Source organism: Neorhizobium phenanthreniclasticum, assembly GCF_040066075.1.
GTDB lineage: Bacteria > Pseudomonadota > Alphaproteobacteria > Rhizobiales > Rhizobiaceae > Neorhizobium > Neorhizobium petrolearium.
This window is the reverse complement of record NZ_JBEAAL010000001.1, coordinates 353,329-375,378: the sequence shown is the minus strand read 5'-3', so window position 1 is coordinate 375,378 and position 22,050 is coordinate 353,329. Positions and strand designations below refer to the sequence as shown.

Genomic DNA, 22,050 nt, shown 5'->3' with positions numbered 1-22,050 from the left:
TGCTGCTGTCCTCTTTATCATGCGGTGCAACATGCTATACAGGCCGACGCTTGGGCTTCGCGCTCGCAGTACACGGATGGGAGGAGGATTGGGAATGGGCAACGAACAGCCGCTATGGAGCCCCTCGAAGGAAGCGCAGCAGAAGACGCCGCTTTTTCAGTTCATGGAATGGTGTGCGGAGCGCTATGGAAAGAGCTTTCCGGATTACGATTCTTTTTACACGTGGTCGATCATGGAGCGCGGCGATTTCTGGTCGGCGGTCTGGGAATTCTGTGGCGTCAGAGGCGAGCGGGGGGCTCGCGCGCTGATCGACGGTGAGGATATGCTCGCCGCCCGGTTCTTCCCCGATGCGAGGTTGAACTTCGCCGAGAACCTTCTGACCGGAACCGGCGCGGGTGACGCGCTGATCTTCCGCGGTGAGGACAAAGTGAGCTACCGCTGGTCCTGGGACAGGCTGCGCGAGGAAGTTTCCCGCCTCCAGCAGGCTTTCAGGGCATTCGGCATAGAAAAGGGCGATCGTGTCGCCGCCATGATGCCCAACATGCCGGAGACGATCGCATGCATGCTCGCCACCGCCTCGATCGGCGCGATCTGGTCCTCCTGTTCGCCCGATTTCGGCGAGCAGGGCGTGCTCGACCGTTTCGGCCAGATCGGTCCGAAGCTCTTCATCACCTGCGATGCCTACTGGTACAACGGCAAACTTCAGGATGTCGCCGCCAAGGTGAAGGCGGTTTCCGTGGTCCTGAAGGCACCGGTCCTCGTCGTGCCCTATGCCGGCGATGCGCCGGCGCTGGCCGCCTCGCTTGCCGATGGCCGGACGCTTGCGGATTTCACGGCGCCCTTCGAGGCGAAGGCGATCGAATTCGAGCCGCTGCCCTTCTCGCATCCACTTTACATCCTCTTTTCGTCTGGCACGACGGGGGTGCCGAAATGCATCGTCCATTCGGCCGGCGGCACGCTCCTGCAGCACCTGAAGGAACATCGCTTCCATTGCAGTATCGAGCCCGGCGAAAAGCTCTTCTATTTCACCACCTGCGGCTGGATGATGTGGAACTGGCTGGTCTCCGGCCTTGCGGTCGGCGCCACGCTCTGCCTGTTTGATGGCTCGCCTTTCGCACCGGACGGCAATGTGCTGTTCGACTATGCGCAGGATGAGCGGTTTGCGGTATTCGGCACGTCGGCAAAATATATCGATGCCGTGCGCAAGGGTGGTATCGTGCCGAAAGAGAGCCATGATCTCTCGGCGCTTCGGCTGATGACCTCGACGGGTTCGCCGCTCTCGCCGGAAGGCTTTTCCTTTGTGTACGAAGGCATCAAGAGTGATGTGCATCTGGCCTCGATCTCGGGGGGGACCGATATCGTTTCCTGTTTCGTGCTCGGCAATCCGCTGAAGCCCGTCTGGCGTGGCGAGATCCAGGGGCCTGGTCTCGGTCTGGCCGTCGATGTCTGGAACGACGACGGCAAACCGGTACGGGGAGAGAAGGGAGAACTCGTCTGCACCAAGGCCTTCCCTTCCATGCCGGTCATGTTCTGGAACGACCCGGATGGAAAGAAATACCGCGCAGCCTATTTCGAGCGTTTCGACAACGTCTGGTGCCACGGCGATTTCGCCGAGTGGACCGAGCATGGCGGCATCGTCATCCACGGCCGCTCGGACGCGACGCTCAATCCCGGCGGCGTGCGCATCGGCACGGCCGAGATCTACAATCAGGTGGAGCAGATGGAAGAGGTCGCGGAAGCGATCTGCATCGGCCAGGATTGGGATGATGACGTGCGCGTCATTCTCTTCGTCCGCCTAGCCCGTGACCTCACGCTCGACGATGATCTCGTCAAGGCGATCAAGAACCGCATCCGCACCGGCGCCTCGCCCCGCCATGTGCCGGTCAAGGTCATCCAGGTAACCGATATTCCGCGCACCAAGTCGGGCAAGATCGTCGAACTGGCGGTCCGCGACGTGGTGCATGGCCGGCCGGTCAAGAACAAGGAAGCTCTCGCCAACCCGGAAGCGCTCGACCTGTTCGCCGGCCTTGCCGAATTGAAGAACTGAATGCGGGCATCAAGGTGTGTCAGGATGATGCATCCCGGAGGGAAATTCCCAAAAATGGGCGCCGTTAACCTCCCGTTAAGCCGCATTGATCAAAAGTGGCGCAACATGGACTCATCCGGTGTATGGAAGGCGCGTAGCCGCGAGCTTTCATAGACATGATGTCTCCACCGACCCTCGTTGGACAGCATTTAACTTTAAAGGCAGCTTTGGCTGCCTTTCTTTTGAAATGGTCTGCACTTTTAGGTTGCTGTCGTGACTTAATGCAATTTGTCCAGGGATCGCGAAACCAGCACTACGGGAATGAGTCCGGCCAGGACGATGATGATTGAGGCGACAGATGAATCTTCGATCCTCGCTCGCGAGGCGTCTTCGTAGACGAGTGTCGCAAGTGTGTTGAAGTTGAACGGGCGAAGCAGGATCGTCGCGGACAGTTCCTTCATCGTTTCGATGAAGACGAAGAGTGCAGCGGTCAGCAGTGCGGGGCGCATGTTGGGTAGAAGCACTGACCACAGCGTCTGGCGGCGGTTCCGACCAAGCGCACGAGCCGCCATGTCGAGATGCGGCGAAAGTTTCTGAAAGCCGGCATCGAGATTGCCCTCCGCCATGGTCATGAACCGTACCGTGCAGGCATAGACGATCGCAAATCCGGTGCCCGAAAGCAGAAGTCCGGTCGAAATTCCAAAGCTGGTCCGCAGGAGGCCGTCGACGGCATTGTCGAAGCCGGCAAGCGGAATGAGAACGCCGATGGCCAGCACCGTACCCGGAACTCCGTAGCCGAGAGAAGCAGCCCGTCCGGCAAAGCCCGTCAAAGCGGATCGTTCGCTGCGGGCGGCATAGGAGAGGATGAAGCCAAGGCAGACCGCACAGAGAGCCGCCGCCGCCGAGACGGCGACGCTGTTCCAGAATGCATTGATGAGCCGCGGATCGGCAAAGTCCTGGATGCGTGCCACTGCAAAGCGGCCCATGACCAGGAACGGGATGAGGAAGCCGATCGCCACAGGCAGGGCGCAGAAGGCGGTCGCGAGCCAGGCCCTTGTTCGGGGAAGCTGCGGCCGGGTGACGCCACTGGCAGGCGCGGTCGTCCTGTTGCCTGCAAAACGTTGCTGGCGGCGGGCGGTGCGCTCGATGAGGATCACCACAGCGACGAAGAGCAGCAGGATGGCGGCGATCTGCGCTGCGCCGGAAAGACTGCCGCGGTTGAGCCAGGTATCATAGATCGCAAAGGTCAGCGTATTGACGCCGAGGAATTCCACCGCGCCGATATCGTTCAGCGTCTCCATCATCACCAGCGTCAGGCCGATCATGATCGCCGGCCGTGCCATCGGTATCTGCACCTTGAGGAATACGCGAAGCGGTCCGGCACCGAGCGTGCGCGCGACATCGGCGGCCGCGCGTCCTTGCATCATGAACATCGATCGGCAGGCGAGATAGACATAGGGGTAAAGCACGGAAGAAAGCACGAGCACCGCTCCGCCGAGCGAGCGGATATCCGGAAACCAATAGTCGCGGGCTGTCCGGTAACCAAAGATTTGCCGGTACCAGGTCTGCATGGGCCCTGTGAAATCCAGGAATTCTCCGAAAGCGTAGGCGGCAAGATAGGAAGGGATCGCAAGCGGCAGCACCAGGGCGGCGGAGAGCAGCCGGCGACCGGGAAACTCGAAGCTCGTCACCAGCCAGGCTGTAAGAATGCCGAAAATGGCGGTCACCATTCCGGTGAAGAACAGCAGCCGGATAGTCCTGCCAGCGGCGCGCGGCACGACGTTGGCGATCACATGCTGCCAAGTGTCGTCGCCGCCCGATGCGGCAATCCAGATGATGGCCAGGATCGGCATCGCGACGATGACCGCTATCCCCATCGCGATCAAGGACAACGATCGGCGTGGCTGACGCGCTTTTGGCGCCACGACGGGAGATACTGAAACCTGCAAACTCCACTCCTCTTTATAGGAGGAGTGCTAAAGCGCGCCGGCTCAGTTCGCAAGCACCCTTGGCGAGGGGAAGCTGATTTCCACCAGCGTGCCCTCGTTCGGCGCGGAGGTGATCGCAAAGGCGGCCCGGTTCGCATCCACCATCGCCTTGGTGAGCGGCAGGCCAAGCCCGGTGCCGTCGCCACGCCTGCGGGAACTGCCTGCTACCTGCCGGAACGGCTTCATGGCAAGCTCGAGTTCCGAGCGGGTCATGCCGATACCCGTATCGCGGATGCGCAGCACCACGTTGCCGTTCGACTCGTAGGCCGTCGAGACGACGATCTGCCCGCCCGAAGGCGTGAAGCGGATGGCGTTCGACAGGATGTTGAGCACGATCTGCTTGATCGAGCGAAGATCGGCGACGACAGGCGGCACGGCATGCGACAGCGCGGTGCGGATGATCACCCGCTGGCTGTTTGCCTGCGGTTGCACCAGCGAAACGGCTTCCGAAACAGTCTCGTTGAGGCCGACGGAGACGAAATCGAGTTCCATCTCGCCCGCTTCGATCTTGGAAATATCGAGCAGGTCGTTGACGATGTCGAGTACATGCCGGCCCGAGCGGCCGATGTCGTTGGCATATTCGACGTAGCGCGGGTGGCCGATCGGCCCGAAGCGCTCGGTCGCCATCATGTCGGCGAAGCCGATGATCGCGTTGAGCGGCGTACGGATCTCATGGCTCACATGGGCGAGGAACTCGCTCTTGTGGGCATTCGCCGTTTCGGCGGCACGCTTGGCGGTGCGCAACTCGTCTTCCGTGCGTTTCCACTGGGTGATGTCGCGGATGACGGCGCAGTAGCCGTTGGAGGAGGTGAGCTTGCCGATCGTCATGAAGAGCGGCAGGAATCCGCCCGATGCCTCGCGGCCGATCACCTCGCGGCCGTCGTTCAGCACGCTCGCGACGCCGTGGCCCGAAAGCCCGCTGAGGTAATCCAGAATGGCCCGCTGGCTTTCATGCGCAAAGAGCGTGACGAAGGGTTTGCCGTTGATTTCTTCGTTGTCGTAGTTGAAAAGCGCGCTCGCCGCCCTGTTCAGGGAACGGATATCGCCTTCCGCGCCGATGATCACGACACCATCGGTCGCCGTTTCCAGGATGGCGCGCAACTCCTCCACTTCGACCTGGAGCCTTGCCAGTTGGTCGGCGGGCCGCAGGGGCCGAATCGGGATGACCTCGCTCGCTTCGCCGCTCTCGGATATTGCCGAACTTTCGGCGGAGACGGGCATCAGGGCCAGCATCAGCGCGGTTGTATCGTCAAAGCGGACGGACTGCAGGCGGGCCGTCACCGGTACGATGACGTCGTCGGCCCGCACGACGACCATGCCGCCGGCCTCCGTCGTCTTGCCTTCCAAATCCTGGCGCTGCAGGAGCGCGTCAAGGCCGCCGACTTCCACCAGTGCATCGATAGACGCATAGCCGGTGAGCCGTAGGAATTCCGGATTGCCGTGGATCAGCCGGTCGCCGCTATGTATCAGAAGCGCGACCGGCATCTGGTCGATGATTTCGGCGGAAAAACCGATCCTTTCCCGCACCGGGATCATCCGGTTCAGGATCTCGCGGTCGGAAAACTCCGGTTGCAGGTCTGCCGGCTCTTCCGCAGCCGTCTCACTGTCCTCGGCTGGCCCGTTCGGCATATCGGCCAAAGCCTCGTTCGCTGCCCCTGCGAAAGCCGCCGCTTCGGCGTCGGAAATCTCTTCTTCGAGAGCGGCCTGCTCTTTCGATGTGTCCTGCGCCTCGATCAGGCTTTCCGGCGAAGCATCGTCAACCGCTTCGGGTGCTGTAAGGTTGAAGCCTTCGCCCTGCGGCGTTTCGGCCCCCTTTGCAACCGGTTCGGTCCGCTCCACGGCGGGAGTTTCCGGTTCAGCCGGAGTTTCAGGCGTTTCCTCGTCGCGTCGGCCGACGAAATCGTCAAGCTGGCGGGCAATCTCACGAAATGCAGCCTGCTCGCCGGGCGTCAATCCATCGCGGCGATTGGAGCGCCGCTCTTCGAGCTGGATCACCTTGTCGGAATGGCGACGGCCAGGATTTTCCACGATCTTAAGCGCAGGGCGTTCGCCTTCGGGCCAGTCGAGCAGGGAGGGGGCCTGTCCGCCGAACGCGGGCGCCTGAGCCTCCTCCGATGGCCGATCCGAAGAGCGCTCTTCGGCGGCGTTTTCTTCGTCAGGCTGGAGGGTGATCTCTTCCGCCTGCAATTCAGGCGCTTCCTGCAAGGTCTCAATCGGTTCTGCGGTCGTATCTGTCTCCGGCCCGACGGCGTCCTCCGGTACGGTGCGGGTCAGCGTGAGGCCGATTGCGTTCGGGTCCTCGGTCGCGTCGCCGATCCGCACGATGCCGAACCCCCGGAAACCGTCGAACTCGCGGGTGCGCGTATAAGTCGGCAAGGCGGCAAGATCGACCGGCACCATGAGCGATGTTCCCTCGACCGGCCACCAGATGGTCTTGCCGGACCAGGTATCGCGCTTGTTGAGCAGTTCTGCGATCTTTCCGTCCGGATCGAGATGGAAGAGCGCAGCGAGATCGGTAAAGGCCATGCCGTTGATATCAGCCGCATGCGGGCCGACTGCATCGGCGAATTCGCTCGAAACCTCGCTGAACCGGCCCTCCGCATCGATCTTCCAGACAAAACGGGTGGCACGGCCGTCGCGGCGGAAGGCGAAGGCCGACGGTTCGGATGTAAGAGTGCGGACCACGGGTGTTCTCGGTGCGGACTCGGCATCGATTGCTGCTGCGGGTGCAGCCTGTTCGACCGCAACGACCTCTGTAGTCTCCGTGTCCGGAACGAGTTCCTCCGTCGGTTCCACTATGTCTGCCGTTCCATCGGCGGATGCGGTGGATAAGGTCTGGTCGGTCGTCTCCTGTGCGGCCTGTATCATGGGCTCCTGATGGGCAGGCGCCGGCTGAGAGGCTTGCAGATCTCCACCGGTTTCGAGCGAGATTTCCTCTTCCGGTTCCTCTGGGTCTTCGATCTCGGAAACGGCGGCAATCGCTTCCTCATAGGCATCGATTGGCACGGCCTCAACCGTGAAATCATCGTTCTGCTCGACGGCTACGGAAGGAGCAAGTTCCTCTGTGGCGGCAGGATCAGTCACGCTTTCCGTAGCTGCATCACTGGCCGGGATAGCCGGTGCCGCCTGTCTCGGTTCATAGCCGGTTTCCGTCGCGGATCGGCCATGCGTGGTCTCGACGGTGAAGAGGAGGTGCAGAGCCGGCTTGTCGGAGAGTTTACCGATGGCGGCCGGCAGATAGCCCTTCGTGGTGGGGATCGGCCGCTTGACGAGACGGGCGGGATCGCTGCCTGCCATGATGGTCAGCATCCTTGCCGTCTGGGCCGTGACGCCGAGACCAGCAAACTCGGTGGATGCGGCAAGCACGTCGCCATTCTCGTCGATGACCGCCATATGGGTGTCGGGGTCATCGAAGCCCTCGATCATGCGGGTGGCGCAGGCCAGCGGCGACAGTTGCCCCTTTTCCACCGGCGCACTGAACAAGACCGCCGTTTTGCCCTGGACCTGGATAAGCTCGCAGACGGCCTGTACCGGAACGCGTTGGAAGCCTGAGGGGACACGGATGGTGAAATGGCGGATATCGCCGACCATGCCAAGCTGTCGCGCCGCCACTTCCGTCTGGCGGAAGGCGATGTCGACGCGATTCGGTCCTTGGTCGAGGAAGTCGTAGATGGAGTCGAAGCCGAAAAGATCGGCACCCCGACCATTGGCCCAGAGCGGGCTCTTCATGTCGGGGGAGAACAGCACGATCGCTTCGCCCGCCGCAAAGCGATCGCGCACGCGTTCATGCACGGCAATATCAATGAACGGGTATTGAACTGCGGACATGAGTGAAACCTATAGGGCGTTTGTGACCGTATTTCTGCGGAATTTAACAGATTGTTAATAACCCCCCACCGCATTCGGGTCGAGAGCGGCGATACCCAAACCTGCGATAGGGTTAATTTCGGAAATTGTTAATTGTGCAGCGCACAATGATATTGCAACGCACAATGACATCGACTATATAAGAGGCACGAGAGCTTCGGTTGTGCCGAAGAAAACGCCAACGAGGACCTGAAACGATGGCATACAAGACTGACGACATCTTTTCTTTCTCCGCTTTCGATCCGGCCAAGCTGACTGAAGGCTTCCGTGAATTTGCTGAAAAGGGCGCCACCCAGTCTCGCGAAGCTTATGCTAAGATGAAGACGGCTGCCGAGGAAGCCACCAAAACGGTGGAGACCACATTGCAGTCGGCCCAGGCGGGCTCTGTCGAGCTCGGCCTCAAGGCCATCGACGTAATGCGCACCAATGCCGACATGTCGCTCTCGCATATGGAAGCGCTGCTCGGCGTGAAGTCGGTTTCCGAATTGATCGAACTGCAGACAGCTTACATCCGCAAGCAGGCTGAAGTCACCGTCGAGCAGGCCAAGTCCCTGCAGGACGCCACCCGCAAGCTCGCCGAAGACGTTGCGAAGCCGGGCAAGGACGCTGCCGAAAAGGTCATGGCAACCTTCAAGGCTGCTTGATGTTGGAATTGGTTTTTTAAGAAGAGGCCGGAGCCCGCTCCGGCCTCTTCTATTTGTGGGAGGGGGCTTGCAAAAAAAACTCGATGGCCGTATGTGACCCACAATACCGCTTCGGCGGCTTCTTGTGCGGTTGTAGCTCAGTTGGTTAGAGCGCAGGTTTGTGGCACCTGAGGTCGGTGGTTCAACTCCACCCAACCGTACCATTTTATCTGTCTACCCCTTGTGAATTTGGCGCTTTTTCTCTCGTCGCCATCTTTTAAGCCAAAATCGAACACATTTTTGTGCAGTGCAGTATAAGATCTTGTCAAGATCGCCAGCATGCCTATCTATGCGCCAGCGGGTGCCTAAATTTTTGGACACCTGCGTCTTGGGCAGCCGCCCCCTTCACCTGCCCGGTTTATCCGGCAGGCCTTTCCAGAAGGAGAGTCACCAGCATGACGATTTCTATCAATAATTTCGCATCCGCGAACGGAACCCAGCTTTCTCCTCAGCATATTGCCGCCGCCGTTGCCGAAGCGCGCCGTGCCGTGGGCTACAGTATCGAGGAACTCGCCATTACGACCGGTCTCGTCGGTGACGAGATCGTCCGCATCGAGAACGGCATGGATGCCGATCCGGCCAAGTTGAGGCGCATCGCGGCAGCCCTGCAGGTTCCTGTTTCTAAATTTCTGCCTGTCTGATTTTCAGGTTTTCCGGCCGCGTCGGCGGCCGGCCCCCTTTTTCCGCAGCGGCTCCTGGTGACCGCGGGCCTGACCCATAGGCATTCCTGTGCTTCCCGGTCACACGAAAATGGACCTTTCCTTATCCACCAGTTCCCTCAGAAACGCCACGACGGTGCGCAGCCGCATCAAATCGCGCGTCGTTTCGTGGTAGGTGGTCCAGTAGGATCGCCGGATGACGATCTCCGGCAGCACGCGGATCAGTTCCGGATATTGCCGCGCCACGTAATCGTGCAGGATGCCGATGCCGGCGCCGGAACGCACTGCTTCCGTCTGGCCGATGGCGCTTGATATCTCGAAACTCGCATCCCAGTCGCGCATCACCTCACCGGTAAAATTAAGTGAGGGCGAAAAAATCAGATCCTCGACATAGCCGATGCGCGGATGGCCTTTGAGATCCTCGACGTTATGAGGCATGCCTGCTTGGTCGAGATAGGCCTTTGAGGCGTAGAGCCCGAGCGTATAGTCGGTAAGTTTGGATGAGACGAGTCGTCCCTGTTCCGGGCGTTCGATGGTGATTGCGATATCCGCCTCGCGCTGGGAAAGCGAAAAGGACCGTGGCACCGGCACGAGTTGCAGTTTCAGTTCCGGATGCCGGCGCGTAAGCCGCCCCAGCCGTGAAGCGAGGAAGGAGACGCCGAAACCGTCCGGGGCGCCGATTCTCACCGTCCCGGCAATCGCCGTGTCGATCCGACCGGTCGAGGCCTGGGCGGCCAGCATTTCGGTTTCCATCCGCTCGGCGGCGCGGAAGAAGATCTCGCCCTCGGCCGTCAATTCGCAGCCGTTCGTGCGGCGGACGAGGAGCCGCGTGCGCAGGTCTTCCTCCAGTGCCGTCACCCGGCGTCCGAGCGTCGCATGGTTGATGCCGAGCCGGCGCGAGGCGGCCAGAATTTGGCCACTACGCGCAACCGCCAGGAACATACGCACATCATCCCAGTTCAAATCGGCCTCCGGATGTCGAATTTTGCACAGCCGTTTTAGCAGCAGCCGGAAGGAGGGCAAGCTGGATCAGCGTGCGAGAGCCGCCATCTTTGTCTCGAAGTCGTCGGCGATCTGTGAGAGCCTGATAGTTGCGAAGCGGCTGAGAAGCAGTTCCTCCGCCTCGCGGCGGGTCTTGTCCAGGGCGTCGTTGACGGCGATCTCCACCAGGCACTCGGCATGGTCCGAGGAGGGCACGAGGCAGAACAATTCCGGCCGGTCGAGCGCCTCGTAGACGTCAAGCAGGGTAATCTTGTCCAAGGGGCGGGCGAGCGTCCAGCCACCGCCATGGCCCTTTTCGGACTGCACGTAGCCCCGTTCACGCAAGCCCGCCATCGTCCGGCGCACGACGACCGGATTGGTGTTCAGCATGCGGCCGATCATCTCGGATGTCATCGGGCCGCCGCCGCGTTCCAGATGAATCAACACGTGCAGCATGCGTGATAGCCGGCTGTCGCCTCTCATATCTAACGTCCTTCCGCAATGTTGGTTGTCCACCTTAGGGCAACGTCAATCTTGCAACAAGTTTTGTTACATGTCTTGTGTCAGCAGGAGAATCGTAACATAAAAAGATACGTGAAATCGAAAGGGATCGTCATGGATTTTGATGTGATTGTTGTCGGTGGCAGTTTTGCCGGCCTTTCAGCCGCCATGCAGCTCGCACGCGCTCGCCGCCGGGTGCTGTTGATCGATGCGGACAAGCCGCGAAACCGTTTTGCCGAAGCCTCGCATGGTTTCCTGGGACAGGATGGGGTTTCGCCGGCGGCAATCCGGCAGACCGCGCTCATGCAATTGCGACGGTATCCGGCCTTTAGCGAGATTACCGGCGTGGCAAGGGCAGCAGAGCGGAGTACCGGTGGCTTCCGGGTGACGCTTGATGACGGCCGGATATTTGGTGCCCGCCGCCTGATCCTTGCCGTCGGGGTTGAGGATATCCTGCCGGAAGTTGACGGTCTCGCATCACTCTGGGGCAGGTACGTTCTGCATTGCCCCTATTGCCATGGCTACGAGATCGGCGGCGGGCCGATCGGCCTCCTGGCATCCTCGGTGCTTGCCCAGCATCAGGCGATGCTGCTCCCCGACTGGGGTGAGACGACCGTATTCGTCGAGCCGGGCGTGGAGTTTTCCGCCGATGATCTCCAGGCGATCGAAGGTCGAGGAGCGAAGCTGGAGCACTCGAAACTGGTTCGGCTCGTCGCCGAAGGCGGGGCGCTGAAAGCTGCCGAGCTTGCCGACGGCCGCTCTGTTCCGGTCAAGGCGCTGTTCGTGCAGACGCGAGTCAGGCCAGCCTCGCCGCTCGCCGAGATGCTCGGGGCGGCGATGGAGGAGGGGCCGCAGGGGCCGTATATCCGCACTGACGAATGGGGTGCGGCCAGCATCGACGGGCTGTTTGCGGCGGGGGATGCCGCAAGCCCGATGCACAATGGGACGCTGGCCAGTGCAGCGGGTGTCCGGGCCGGCGTCAATGCGCATCGTTCGCTTGTCATGGAGTGAAACTGACCGCCATGATGTCGAAATTTGCACAACGGATGCGTGAACTACGGCGTTGCCTTGTGTAATTCCGGGGGTATCCTCCAAGGTCAGAACAGATCGGAGGAACCACCATGCGTGAGATCGGACATTTCATCGGCGGCGAGTGTGTCGCCGGTACCAGCGGCCGTACGGCCGATGTCTTCAACCCGGCGACCGGCGAGGTCCAGGCCAAGGTCGCGCTGGCCGATGTTTCGGAAATCCGCGCGGCGGTCGAGAACGCCAAGGCGGCGCAAGTCAAATGGGCTGCCACCAATCCGCAGCGCCGCGCCCGCGTCTTCTTCAAGTTCGTCGATTTGCTGAACCAGCATATGGATGAGCTCGCGACGCTTCTTTCGAGCGAGCACGGCAAGACGGTCGAGGATTCCAAGGGCGATATCGTCCGCGGTTTGGAAGTCTGCGAATTTGTCTGCGGCATCCCGCATTTGCAGAAGGGCGAGTTCACCGAGGGCGCAGGTCCGCAGATCGACATGTATTCCATGCGCCAGCCGGTCGGCGTCGGCGCCGGCATCACGCCGTTCAACTTCCCGGCCATGATCCCGATGTGGATGTTCGCGCCGGCGATCGCCTGCGGCAACGCCTTCATCCTGAAGCCTTCCGAGCGCGATCCGTCCGTGCCGCTGAGGCTTGCCGAACTGATGATCGAGGCAGGTCTGCCGGCTGGCGTCCTCAACGTCGTCAACGGCGACAAGGCCGCCGTCGACGCGATTCTGGCCGACCCGGATATCGGTGCGGTCTCCTTCGTCGGCTCCACCCCGATCGCCCGTTACGTCTATGGCACGGCGGCGATGAACGGCAAGCGCGCCCAGTGCTTCGGCGGCGCCAAGAACCACATGATCATCATGCCGGATGCCGACATGGACCAGGCCGTCAACGCTCTGATGGGTGCAGGTTACGGTTCGGCTGGCGAACGCTGCATGGCGATCTCGGTTGCCGTTCCGGTCGGTGAAGAAACGGCCAATCGCCTCGTTGAGAAGCTGACCCCGAAGATCGAGTCGCTGCGCATCGGCCCCTATACCGATGAGAAGGCCGATATGGGTCCGCTGGTCACCAAGGAAGCCTATGCCCGCGTCAACGGCCTGATCGGCAAGGGCGTCGAGGAAGGCGCCAAGCTGGTGGTCGATGGCCGCGGCTTCAAGCTGCAGGGTTATGAAAACGGCTTCTTCGTCGGCGGTACGCTGTTTGACCACGTCACTCCCGAGATGGAGATCTACAAGACCGAGATCTTCGGTCCCGTCCTCTCGGTCGTACGCGCCCACAATTACGAGGAAGCGCTGTCGCTGCCGATGAAACACGAGTATGGCAACGGCGTTGCGATCTACACCCGCGACGGCGATGCCGCCCGCGATTTCGCAAGCCGTATCAATATCGGCATGATCGGCATCAATGTGCCGATTCCGGTACCGCTCGCCTACCATTCTTTCGGCGGCTGGAAGGCCTCGAGCTTCGGCGATCTGAACCAGCACGGCTCGGATTCAATCAAGTTCTGGACCAGGACCAAGACGATCACGGCCCGCTGGCCATCCGGCATCAAGGACGGTGCGGAGTTCGTGATGCCGGTAATGAGGTAGGCGAGGCGGGTATCGCAGTTCCTTCCTGTGCGGGCTCCTTCGGGAGCCCGCTTGCGTTCCACCGTTGACGTTTAATTTCTCTGTCCTAATTTAGCGTTCGGCTGGGACGGGGAGTGCCATGGTTTACGAGTGGGATGAGAAGCGCGCCCGGCGCGCCTACTGGATCAGAAAAGGTCTTGGTTTCCTGATCTTTGCATGCGTCACCGCAATTCCGGTGTGGGTAGCGGCCACGCTGATCCGGTAAATATGCAGTTATTCCGAAACCGGCGTCACGATACGAAAAAGCCGGCGCTGTGATAGCGCCGGCCGTCAGGTTCACGGTAAATCGGCCACCCGGCGGCTTCCGGGTGCGAGGCGTTCCTCAGGTTTCCGGGCCTTCATTGAAGCCGACCTTGTCGACCAGTTCCGAAGCCTTCTTGCGGTTGCCGGCGATGTCGGAAAGCGGCAGCGTGTCGGGCTTGATCGGCCCCCAGGCTTTGACGACATCGGAAGGCTCCGCGCCCGGCATGACCGGATATTCGTAGACCTGTTCGGCATAGATCTTCTGCGCGTCGCCGGAAGCCAGGAATTCCATCAGTTTGAGCGCATTGTCCTTGTTCGGCGCATTCTTGGCGAGTGCCATGCCGGAAATGTTTACATGGGTTCCGCGATCGGCAGCATTGGGGAAGAGGATCTTGATTGCGGCAGCCCAATCCTTCTGCTCCGGTTCCTTCTCGTTGGTCTGCATCAGGCCGACATAGTAGGTGTTGCCGAGCGCGATGTCGCATTCGCCTGCCAGGATGGCTTTGGCCTGGTCACGGTCACCGCCGCTTGGCTTGTGAGCGAGGTTGTTCTTGAGATCGGTCAGCCACTTCTCGGTATAGTCCTCACCATGGGCGGCGATCATCGAGGCAAAGAGGCCGATATTGTAGGAATGCTGGCCGTCGCGGATGCAGATCTTGCCCTTCCACTTCGGATCGGCAAGCTCTTCATAGGTGATGGCATCCTCCGAAACACGTTCCTTGGAGGCGTAGACGACGCGGCCGCGGGTCGTCAGGCCGAACCATTCGCCCTGTGGATCGCGGAAGTTCGCCGGCACGTCCTTGTTGATGGTTTCGTTGTCCGTCACCGGCTGGGTGACGCCGCCGTCCTTCGCTTCCATCAGTCGCGCGATATCGACCGTCATGATCACGTCGGCCGGAGAATTGGCGCCTTCCGCCTGAATGCGTTCGACAAGGCCCTTGTCGAGGAAGAGAACATTGGTCTTGATCCCGGTCTCTTTGGTGAAGGCGTCCAGTACCGGTTTGATGAGGTCCGGCTGCCGGTAGGAATAGATGTTGACTTCACCGTCAGCCAATGCGGTCGGCGCTGCCGTCAGCGAAGACATACCTAAAAGTGCAGAAAGCCGAATGATCGGAAAAATGGACATCGAAAATCCTCCTTGGGTTGCTTTTATGTTGATGGACAAATTCATGATTTGAATTCGGCGTCAATGGTGGCGCCCTCAGGAAGGCGGAAAACTTGATCACAAATTTCTATTTTGGAATTGTTCAAAACTAGGTAAGCCTCTATATAGGGTTGGTACGACACTCGGGAGACCAGCATGCGTTTGACCAAACAGACTAATTACGCAGTGCGGATGCTGATGTATTGCGCTGCCAATGAAGGCCATCTGAGCCGCATTCCCGAGATTGCCAGGGCCTATGGAGTTTCGGAACTGTTCCTCTTCAAGATCCTCCAGCCACTCACCAAGGCCGGTCTGGTGGAGACTGTACGGGGCCGCAACGGCGGCGTGAGGCTTGGCCGCAGCGCTGATCGCATCACGCTTTTCGATGTCGTGAAGGTCACGGAAGATAGTTTCGCGATGGCGGAATGCTTCGAGGATGGCGTCGCGGAATGCCCGCTTGTCGATAGCTGCGGACTGAATTCGGCTCTCCGAAAGGCGCTCAACGCTTTCTTCGACGTGCTTGCGGAATACACGATCGATGATCTCGTCAAGGCGCGTCCGCAGATCAATTTCCTGCTCGGTCTTGACAATCTGCACATGCCAAAGCTGGCCGCACCGGCCGCCTGATCCAGGCAAGATCAATTTTTGAGGCGCCGTCTCCGAGAGCGGCGCCTTTTGATTTGGGCTCTCCCGAGGTTGACCTTCTTCGCAATTGCAATAGAAGAAGCGAGGCGTTTGACCCTCTTTGCCTTCTTTCCTGTGGCGCCTTCAGGATCTTCGGAATGTCGTTTTCGGAACTGCGCGCATCTGCGCTGACTGCGCTGATCGGAACCGCCGGCGCATTGATCGCAATTGCCGTCGCCTTTCCGGCTCCCTATCTGATCGGGCCTGCTGTCGCCATCACCGTTGCCGGACTTACTGGTTTGCGGCTGACGGTACCGGCCGAGGTCCGCAATGTCTGTTTTGTCATCATCGGCGTGTCGATGGGGGCCAGCGTGACGCCCGAGGTGATTGTCGCGGCCCGCACCTGGCCGGCGAGTTTCGTCATGGTCCCGGTGGCGGTCGTCATTCTGCTTTACGTCAGTAGCTGGATGCTGCAGAGATTCTTCCGCTACGATCGAGTTACAGCGCTTCTCGCGTCCTCTCCAGGTCATCTGAGTTATGTGCTGAGCCTTGCGGCCGAAACCCATTGCGACCTGCGGACTGTCAGCGTTGCCCAGAGCGTACGGGTGTTGGCGTTGACGATCACCACCCCGCTGATCGTGGAAATTTTCGGTCTTGTCGGCGCGGAACCTGCCCTGCCGCCCCATGTCATGAGTGTGCCCGTCCTCATTGCGACGCTTGCGGTGTCGGCTCTTCTCGGGATGCTTTTCCTGCGCTGGAGATTGCCGGCGGCGCTGCTTCTCGGTGGCGTGGCGGTTTCGATCAGCACGCATATAACGGGGTTTGTCAGTGGCGGCGTACCGAACTGGCTGTTGATTCCTACCTATGTCATCCTCGGTTCGGTCATCGGCACGCGCTTCTGTGGCGTGTCGATCGGCGAGCTGCGCGTCGCTTTCGTGGCCGGCGGCGTCGTGACGGTCGTGGTGACCGTGCTTGCGGCGGCAATCGCCGGCGGTGTGTCCTATCTCACCGGCGTCCCGCTCGATGCTGCCTTGATCGCTTTCGCACCTGGCGGGCTGGAAACCATGGCGGCCATGGCGGTGATGCTGCACGCGGACCCGACCTATGTCGGTGCTCACCATGTCCTGCGGTTGATGTTCCTTTCGGTGTTGATGCCTCTGGTACTCGGCAAGGAGGCCCGGCAGCGCTGAGATTGCGAAATTCGCATGCCCAGGGGCTTGTGACGCATCGGCAAAGCCGGATATCCGTTATTGATCCTGAAATATGAGAAGAGTGCATCAATCCATGAGCTTGAAAGAACCGACAGCCATCGTGGTCATGGGCGTCAGCGGATCGGGAAAGACTTCGGTCGGCGAACTGCTCGCCAAGCGGCTCGATTGCAGCTTCGTGGAGGGGGATCGGTTGCATCCCGCAGCAAACGTCGCGAAAATGGCTGAGGGCATTCCGCTCACCGATGATGACCGGTGGCCCTGGCTCGATCTGGTCGGCAAGGAAGTTGCCGAAGCACGAAGCCGCAGTGAAAGTGTCGTGGCCACGTGTTCGTCGCTGAAGAGGGCCTATCGGGACCGGTTGAAGCAGGCGAGTGGCGGCTCTCTCTGTTTCGTTTTCCTCACTGGTGATCCGAAGGTGCTCGAAGAGCGGATGGGCGCCCGCACCGGCCATTTCATGCCTGCGTCGCTGCTTCAGAGCCAGCTTGCGACTTTGGAAAGCCCGGAAGGGGAGCCGGGGGTGGTGACGGTGGATATCGATGCAAGTCTGGACGCCATCGTCGACAAGGCTTTGGACCAGCTCGCCAAGATATGACGCGCATTAATAATATGATTTATAATCACATTTTCTTGACTCCATGTCTTGGGCGTCAGCAGGGAAGTATTCTTAAAAAAATTTAGTGGCTTATGATCCGAAGCTCTTCGGCCGCCGTATGAAGAAACACTTTTTGTGTCTATGCAATTTCATGAGGACCGCGGAAAATTGCCGGGGTCTCCGTGAACGCATCGAGTGGCAGGTGTTTGAGGAGACGGTTTGCGGATGCCAGATTCGACGCAAGGGCCGAGGCGGGGCTCCCTTCGCCGGATACCGAAACAGGAAAGAAGTCGTGAGCGTATAGATGAGATATTGAAGGTATCGATGGAACTGATCGGCCGGAAAGGCATCGATTCAGTGACCATGAAGGAAATCGCCGCTCTTTCCGGCGGGCCAATCGCATCGGTCTACCAGTATTTTCCGAACAAATCCGCCATCATCGCGATGCTCTACGAGCGTTATGTCGAGGAAGTGCGTTCGTTCGCGGTTGAGCAGATCGAAAAGATCGCCACGGCGGAGGACGCCTTGGATGCGACGGAGAGCCTCTTCGATCTCTATTACCATAAGATCCGTCGAGAACCGTCGACCCAGGACCTTCTGAACGCCATCCAGGCGGATAAGGCTCTGGGCGATCCGGATATCACGGAAACACGCCTTCAGGCGGAAGCCTTCTACAAGGCGACGGAGCAATTCGTGAGCGAAGCTCTTCGGGAGAACTATTCGCGCGCGCTGCTCGTGATGTTCCACATGGCCGGCGCAACGCTCCGTCTGGCTCTCTCGGTGCCGGACGGCGAGGCAAGGCAGATCATGACGCAGTTCAAGTCCATCATTCGCACCCAAACGACCTATTATTTCATCGGGAGCTTTCCTGCCACCGCCTGATCTCTCCGATTAAAAACCAAACCGGTCACGAAGCCCGTACCACCAGGCGCCGAGCACGGTAAGCGGCACGCGGAACGTCCGGCCGCCGGGGAAGGGCAGGTTGGGTAGCGATGCCCATATATCGAAGCGTTCCGCATGCCCTGCAACCGCCTCGCCGAGGATTTTGCCCAGGAGATGCGTGGTTGTGACGCCATGGCCGCTATCGCCGTGCGAGAAGTAAATCTTGTCGGAAACCCGGCCCATATGCGGGATGCGCGTTAGCGTCAGGGCGAAATTGCCGCTCCAGGCATAGTCGATCTTTACGTCCGTCAACTGCGGGAAGGTCTTCAGCATGTTGGGACGGATGACGCTCGTCAGGTCCTTCGGGTCATGGCCGCCGTAGCCGATACCGCCGCCATACAGCAGCCTGTTGTCCGAGGTCCGGCGGTAGTAGTCGAGAATATAATTGGCGTCTTCGACACAGTAGTTGGCCGGGAGCAGGCGCTCGATCAGCGTCGGTTCGAGCGGCTCGGTCGCCATGACCTGGCTGGAGACCGGCATCATCCCGCCGCTGATTTCCGGAAACTGGGGTGCCAGATAGGCATTGCCGCAGACGAGCACGTAGGACGCCCTGACCGAGCCCCTGTCAGTTCGGACTATCGGCTTTTCGCCCGCGTCGACGCCAGTCACCCGCGAGCCTTCGAAGATGCGCCCGTTAAGGGATTCGACCGCCGCCGCCTCGCCGAGCACGAGGTTGAGCGGATGGATATGGCCGCCGAGCCTGTCGATCATGCCGCCGGCATAGCGGTCGGTCTTCACGTATTTGCCGACATCTGCCTTTGAGACCATGTCCAACCCTGTATGGCCGTGCTCTTCCCAATGCGCCTTGTGGGCTTCCATCTCCCGGATCTGTTTTTCCGTGAAGGCGGCAAAAAAGCCGCCGTGCACGAGATCGCAGTCGATACCGTATTTGGTGACGCGTCCGCGTATGATCTCGCCGCCTTCAAGTGACATTTCGCCAAGCTTCACGGCTTTGTCGCGGCCGTAGCGCGCGGCGATGGTTTCGAGGTCGCGGCTGTAGCCGTTGACGATCTGACCGCCATTGCGCCCGGAGGCGCCGAAGCCGATGCGTTCGGCCTCTAGGACAACCACGGAATATCCGCGTTCGGCAAGTTCGAGTGCCGCCGAGATGCCGGTGAAACCGGCGCCAATCACGCAGACGTCAGCCTCCACCTCGCCTTCGAGGGGAGGGCGGATGCGCTTGTCTTTCGCGGATGCGGCGTACCAGGAATCCGTGTGCCGAGGGTTATCGCTGGTCTTGAAGGCCATCTCACACCGTCCGGATATAGGCGTCGTATTCCACGTCGGTGACGCGCAGCGAAAATTCCGAAATTTCTTGTTGCTTGCAGGCTGTGTAGAGCGCCCGGTATTTGGGTCCGAGCGTGGCATAGGCGAAAGTCGAGCGGGAGAATTGCTGGAGCGCATAGTCCCAATTGGTCGGCAGCGGCTCGTGGCTGATCGCATGCTTGTCGCCGGTGATCGCGCCGCCGGGATTGCGCTTTTCCTTGATGCCGGAAAGCGCCGCATTGAGGATCATCGCCAGCACCAGATAGGGGTTCGTATCCGCTCCCGCGACGCGATGTTCGATGCGGGTTGCGGGCTTCGAGGCGGTGATGACGCGCACCGCCGCCGAACGGTTGTCGAAACCCCAGGACGCGTAGGTTGGCGCATGCTCGCTTGGCCTGAGCCTGCGATAGGAATTGGCATGCGGGGCGAAGATCGCCATGCTCTCGCTCATGTTCTCCAGCAGCCCCCCGACGGAATGGAGCAGCATTTCCGATGGCCCGTCCTCGTCGACATAGACGTTGCGGCCTGTCTCGTCGATCAGTGAGAAATGCACATGCATGCCGCTGCCGGCCTGGGTGCCGTAGGGCTTGGCCATGAAGGTGGCATCGAGATCGTTCGCACGCGCCACGCCCTTGACGATACGCTTCAGCAGAACGGCGTAATCGGCGGCTTTCAGCGCATCCGGCACGTGGTTGAGGTTGATCTCGTATTGGCCGGGACCGTTTTCACGCAGTGTCGTATCGGCGGGGATGCCCTGCGCGCGGGCGGCGCTTGCAATGCCGTGGAAGACCTCTTCGAAATCCTGCAGTTCGGAGATCGAGAGAACTTGTGTCTGCCCCGTGTGCCAGCGGCCTTCGCGCGAATTCGGCGGGCGCACCGGATCGAGCGCCGAGCGTACCGGGTCGATCAGGTAGAATTCGAGTTCGGTTGCAACGACCGGCGTCAGCCCAAGCCTGGAAAATCCCGTGAGCACATTGGCCAATACCTGGCGCGGATCGCCGTAAAAGCCGCTGCCATCCGGCTCCCGCATGCCGAGCAGCACCTGTGCCGTCGGTCGCTGGAGCCAGGTGACACGCGAAAGTGTCCCGGCGGTTGGAAAGCAGATGCCGTCCGGATCGCCCGTACCTTCGGCTAGTCCGGCGGCATTCACGTCGCGGCCCCAGACATCGAGCGCATAGACCGAGCGCGGCATCGCCATGCCCTTGGCCAGCACATCCAGCGCGCGCTCACGCGGAATCCACTTTCCGCGCGGCACGCCATTCACGTCGACGACGAAGGCCTCGAGGACCTCGATGTCCGGGTTGCTCTCGAAAAAGATCTGGGCGGTGCTGATATCATCCATGCGATATCAGATAGCCCACTCTCTTGAGCAGAGCTAGGCGTTGAAACGCTCCGGGCGGTAGGCAGAAATGTCGATCAGCGTCTTCTCGCCTGTAATTGCTTCGGCAATGACCCGCCCCGTCACCGGCCCGAGGGTGAGGCCGTGATGTGCGTGTCCGAAGGCGAACCATAGGCCCTCGTGTCGCGGCGCCTTGCCGATCACCGGCATCATGTCCGGCGTGCAGGGGCGGGCGCCCATCCACGGTTCCTTGTCGAGGCGTTCGCCAAGCGGGAAGACAGTGCGGGCGACCGCTTCGGCACGTTCCACCTGGACCGGCGTTTTCGGCGCGTCGCGTCGAGCAAATTCCGCTCCCGTTGTCAGCCTTATGCCCTGGTTCATGGGAGCCAGGAAATAGCCGCGCTCGGCATCCATGGTCCAGCCGTTAAGCTTGGCATTGCCCTGTGTGCCATAGTGCATGTGATAGCCGCGCTTGACGCCGACCAGGAAATTGTAGCCGAGCGGCTTGGTGACCGTGTCCGACCAGGGGCCGAGCGCCACGACGACGTCCTTCGCTTCGACGGTGCCGTCTCCGGCAACGACGCGCCAGCCGGTCGCTGTCTTCGAGAGACTCTTCGCGTCACCCTTCAGCACCCGTCCGCCGAGCTTTTCGAAGAGCGCCACATAGGCGCGCGTCAGCGCAAGCGGATCTTTGACTGACCAGGGATCTTCCCACTTCAGTCCGCCGACGAAATCGTTCGAAAGGTTGGGTTCCTGGGCCGCGATCTCGGAAGGAGACAGCTCCTTGAATGCCACGCCGTATTCGGCCTTCAGCCGTTCCGCTTCCCTGATCTCCCCATCATGTTTCGCACGGGTTCGGAAAACCTCCGTCCAGCCGTTCTTGGCGATCAGGTCCTGCGCCCCTGCTTCCTCGATCAATTCGTTATGGGTCGAGATCGAATGTTCGATCAGGGGCGCGTAAGCCCGCGCAATGAGCTGATGCCGCGTGAGATTGGAGTGCCACCAGTATTTTGCCAGGAAGGACGAGACGGACGGCAGCGCGCTCCAGTGGTAATGCGCATCGATGCGATTGTTCAATGCATAGCGCAGGATCAGGCCGAACTGCTGCGGGAAGCCGTAAGGCACGACACCCTCGCGCTGGATGAGACCGGCATTGCCGTAAGAGGTTTCCAGGCCCGATTCCTTCCGGTCGACGAGCACCACCGATTTACCGCGCCGCGCCAGTTGCAATGCCGTTGAAACGCCGATGATGCCGGCCCCCAGCACGATCGCATCCGCTGTCATGATCTGATTTCCATTCCCATTCTTTTATAGTTCGAAGATTTCG

18 protein-coding genes and 1 tRNA gene are annotated in these 22,050 nt (G+C 60.5%); 11 read left to right on the top strand and 8 right to left on the bottom strand.

All coding sequences use genetic code 11. The features are described 5' to 3' along the window. Positions 1 to 94: 94 nt before the first annotated feature. A complete protein-coding gene (locus ABK249_RS01800) occupies positions 95 to 2,047 on the top strand; it encodes an acetoacetate--CoA ligase (RefSeq protein ID WP_348862037.1) in 1,953 nt (650 codons plus the stop codon). A 257-nt stretch (positions 2,048 to 2,304) separates the two neighbouring features. Here the strand turns inward: ABK249_RS01800 and ABK249_RS01795 are convergent, their stop codons facing one another. After that, complete coding sequence (locus tag ABK249_RS01795) at positions 2,305 to 3,903, bottom strand: ABC transporter permease (protein WP_348862314.1); 1,599 nt, start codon at positions 3,901 to 3,903, stop codon at positions 2,305 to 2,307. A gap of 114 nt (positions 3,904 to 4,017) precedes the next feature. Beyond that, the gene (locus tag ABK249_RS01790) at positions 4,018 to 7,842 is read right to left on the bottom strand and encodes an ATP-binding protein (RefSeq protein WP_348862036.1); all 3,825 of its coding nucleotides are present in this window, start codon (positions 7,840 to 7,842) and stop codon (positions 4,018 to 4,020) included. 236 nt (positions 7,843 to 8,078) lie between these two features. Between ABK249_RS01790 and ABK249_RS01785 the strand changes: the two genes are divergently transcribed. From ABK249_RS01785 to ABK249_RS01775, 3 genes are all read left to right on the top strand, one after another. After that, complete coding sequence (locus ABK249_RS01785) at positions 8,079 to 8,525, top strand: phasin (RefSeq protein ID WP_037158607.1); 447 nt, start codon at positions 8,079 to 8,081, stop codon at positions 8,523 to 8,525. A gap of 126 nt (positions 8,526 to 8,651) precedes the next feature. Continuing rightward, positions 8,652 to 8,728, top strand: a tRNA-His gene (locus ABK249_RS01780). 231 nt (positions 8,729 to 8,959) lie between these two features. Then, positions 8,960 to 9,205: a helix-turn-helix domain-containing protein gene (locus ABK249_RS01775; RefSeq protein WP_037158604.1), complete on the top strand. Its 246-nt coding sequence runs from the start codon at positions 8,960 to 8,962 to the stop codon at positions 9,203 to 9,205. Positions 9,206 to 9,304: 99 nt separating this feature from the next. Here the strand turns inward: ABK249_RS01775 and ABK249_RS01770 are convergent, their stop codons facing one another. Both ABK249_RS01770 and ABK249_RS01765 read right to left on the bottom strand, forming a co-directional pair. Then, a complete protein-coding gene (locus tag ABK249_RS01770; RefSeq protein WP_348862035.1) occupies positions 9,305 to 10,186 on the bottom strand; it encodes a LysR family transcriptional regulator in 882 nt (293 codons plus the stop codon). Between the two features lie 66 nt (positions 10,187 to 10,252). After that, positions 10,253 to 10,687, bottom strand: coding sequence for an Rrf2 family transcriptional regulator (locus ABK249_RS01765; RefSeq protein ID WP_037158598.1), 435 nt, complete (start codon positions 10,685 to 10,687; stop codon positions 10,253 to 10,255). A gap of 132 nt (positions 10,688 to 10,819) precedes the next feature. Here ABK249_RS01765 and ABK249_RS01760 point away from each other — a divergent pair, with 132 nt between their 5' ends. From ABK249_RS01760 to ABK249_RS01750, 3 genes are all read left to right on the top strand, one after another. After that, positions 10,820 to 11,716 carry an NAD(P)/FAD-dependent oxidoreductase gene (locus ABK249_RS01760; RefSeq protein ID WP_348862034.1) on the top strand — a complete coding sequence of 299 codons (897 nt, stop codon included), beginning with the start codon at positions 10,820 to 10,822 and terminating at the stop codon, positions 11,714 to 11,716. 110 nt (positions 11,717 to 11,826) lie between these two features. After that, positions 11,827 to 13,323 (top strand): CoA-acylating methylmalonate-semialdehyde dehydrogenase, encoded by a 1,497-nt coding sequence (locus ABK249_RS01755; protein WP_227701958.1) that lies wholly within the window; start codon positions 11,827 to 11,829, stop codon positions 13,321 to 13,323. 118 nt (positions 13,324 to 13,441) lie between these two features. Further along, on the top strand, positions 13,442 to 13,567 hold the full coding sequence (locus tag ABK249_RS01750) for a hypothetical protein (RefSeq protein ID WP_265105653.1): 126 nt from the start codon (positions 13,442 to 13,444) through the stop codon (positions 13,565 to 13,567). Positions 13,568 to 13,684: 117 nt separating this feature from the next. Here the strand turns inward: ABK249_RS01750 and ABK249_RS01745 are convergent, their stop codons facing one another. Continuing rightward, complete coding sequence (locus tag ABK249_RS01745; protein WP_415926421.1) at positions 13,685 to 14,689, bottom strand: Fe(3+) ABC transporter substrate-binding protein; 1,005 nt, start codon at positions 14,687 to 14,689, stop codon at positions 13,685 to 13,687. A gap of 216 nt (positions 14,690 to 14,905) precedes the next feature. Here ABK249_RS01745 and rirA point away from each other — a divergent pair, with 216 nt between their 5' ends. The 4 genes from rirA to ABK249_RS01725 all read left to right on the top strand — a co-directional run bounded on the left by rirA (position 14,906) and on the right by ABK249_RS01725 (position 18,058). After that, the gene (gene rirA / locus ABK249_RS01740; RefSeq protein ID WP_037158592.1) at positions 14,906 to 15,376 is read left to right on the top strand and encodes an iron-responsive transcriptional regulator RirA; all 471 of its coding nucleotides are present in this window, start codon (positions 14,906 to 14,908) and stop codon (positions 15,374 to 15,376) included. Positions 15,377 to 15,531: 155 nt separating this feature from the next. Further along, the gene (locus tag ABK249_RS01735) at positions 15,532 to 16,563 is read left to right on the top strand and encodes an AbrB family transcriptional regulator (protein WP_348862033.1); all 1,032 of its coding nucleotides are present in this window, start codon (positions 15,532 to 15,534) and stop codon (positions 16,561 to 16,563) included. Between the two features lie 94 nt (positions 16,564 to 16,657). Further along, positions 16,658 to 17,176: a gluconokinase gene (locus ABK249_RS01730; protein ID WP_348862032.1), complete on the top strand. Its 519-nt coding sequence runs from the start codon at positions 16,658 to 16,660 to the stop codon at positions 17,174 to 17,176. A 225-nt stretch (positions 17,177 to 17,401) separates the two neighbouring features. Further along, positions 17,402 to 18,058, top strand: coding sequence for a TetR/AcrR family transcriptional regulator (locus ABK249_RS01725; RefSeq protein ID WP_037158583.1), 657 nt, complete (start codon positions 17,402 to 17,404; stop codon positions 18,056 to 18,058). Positions 18,059 to 18,067: 9 nt separating this feature from the next. On the opposite strand, the gene ABK249_RS01720 is transcribed toward ABK249_RS01725, so the two are convergent. Genes ABK249_RS01720 through ABK249_RS01710 form a run of 3 tightly spaced genes read right to left on the bottom strand, consistent with a single transcriptional unit; the run spans position 18,068 to position 22,007 of the window. After that, positions 18,068 to 19,366 (bottom strand): NAD(P)/FAD-dependent oxidoreductase, encoded by a 1,299-nt coding sequence (locus tag ABK249_RS01720; RefSeq protein WP_348862031.1) that lies wholly within the window; start codon positions 19,364 to 19,366, stop codon positions 18,068 to 18,070. A 1-nt stretch (position 19,367) separates the two neighbouring features. Then, entirely contained in the window at positions 19,368 to 20,726 is a 1,359-nt protein-coding gene (locus ABK249_RS01715) for a glutamine synthetase family protein (RefSeq protein ID WP_348862030.1), read from the bottom strand. Positions 20,727 to 20,759: 33 nt separating this feature from the next. Continuing rightward, positions 20,760 to 22,007 (bottom strand): NAD(P)/FAD-dependent oxidoreductase, encoded by a 1,248-nt coding sequence (locus ABK249_RS01710; protein WP_348862029.1) that lies wholly within the window; start codon positions 22,005 to 22,007, stop codon positions 20,760 to 20,762. Positions 22,008 to 22,050: the final 43 nt, after the last annotated feature.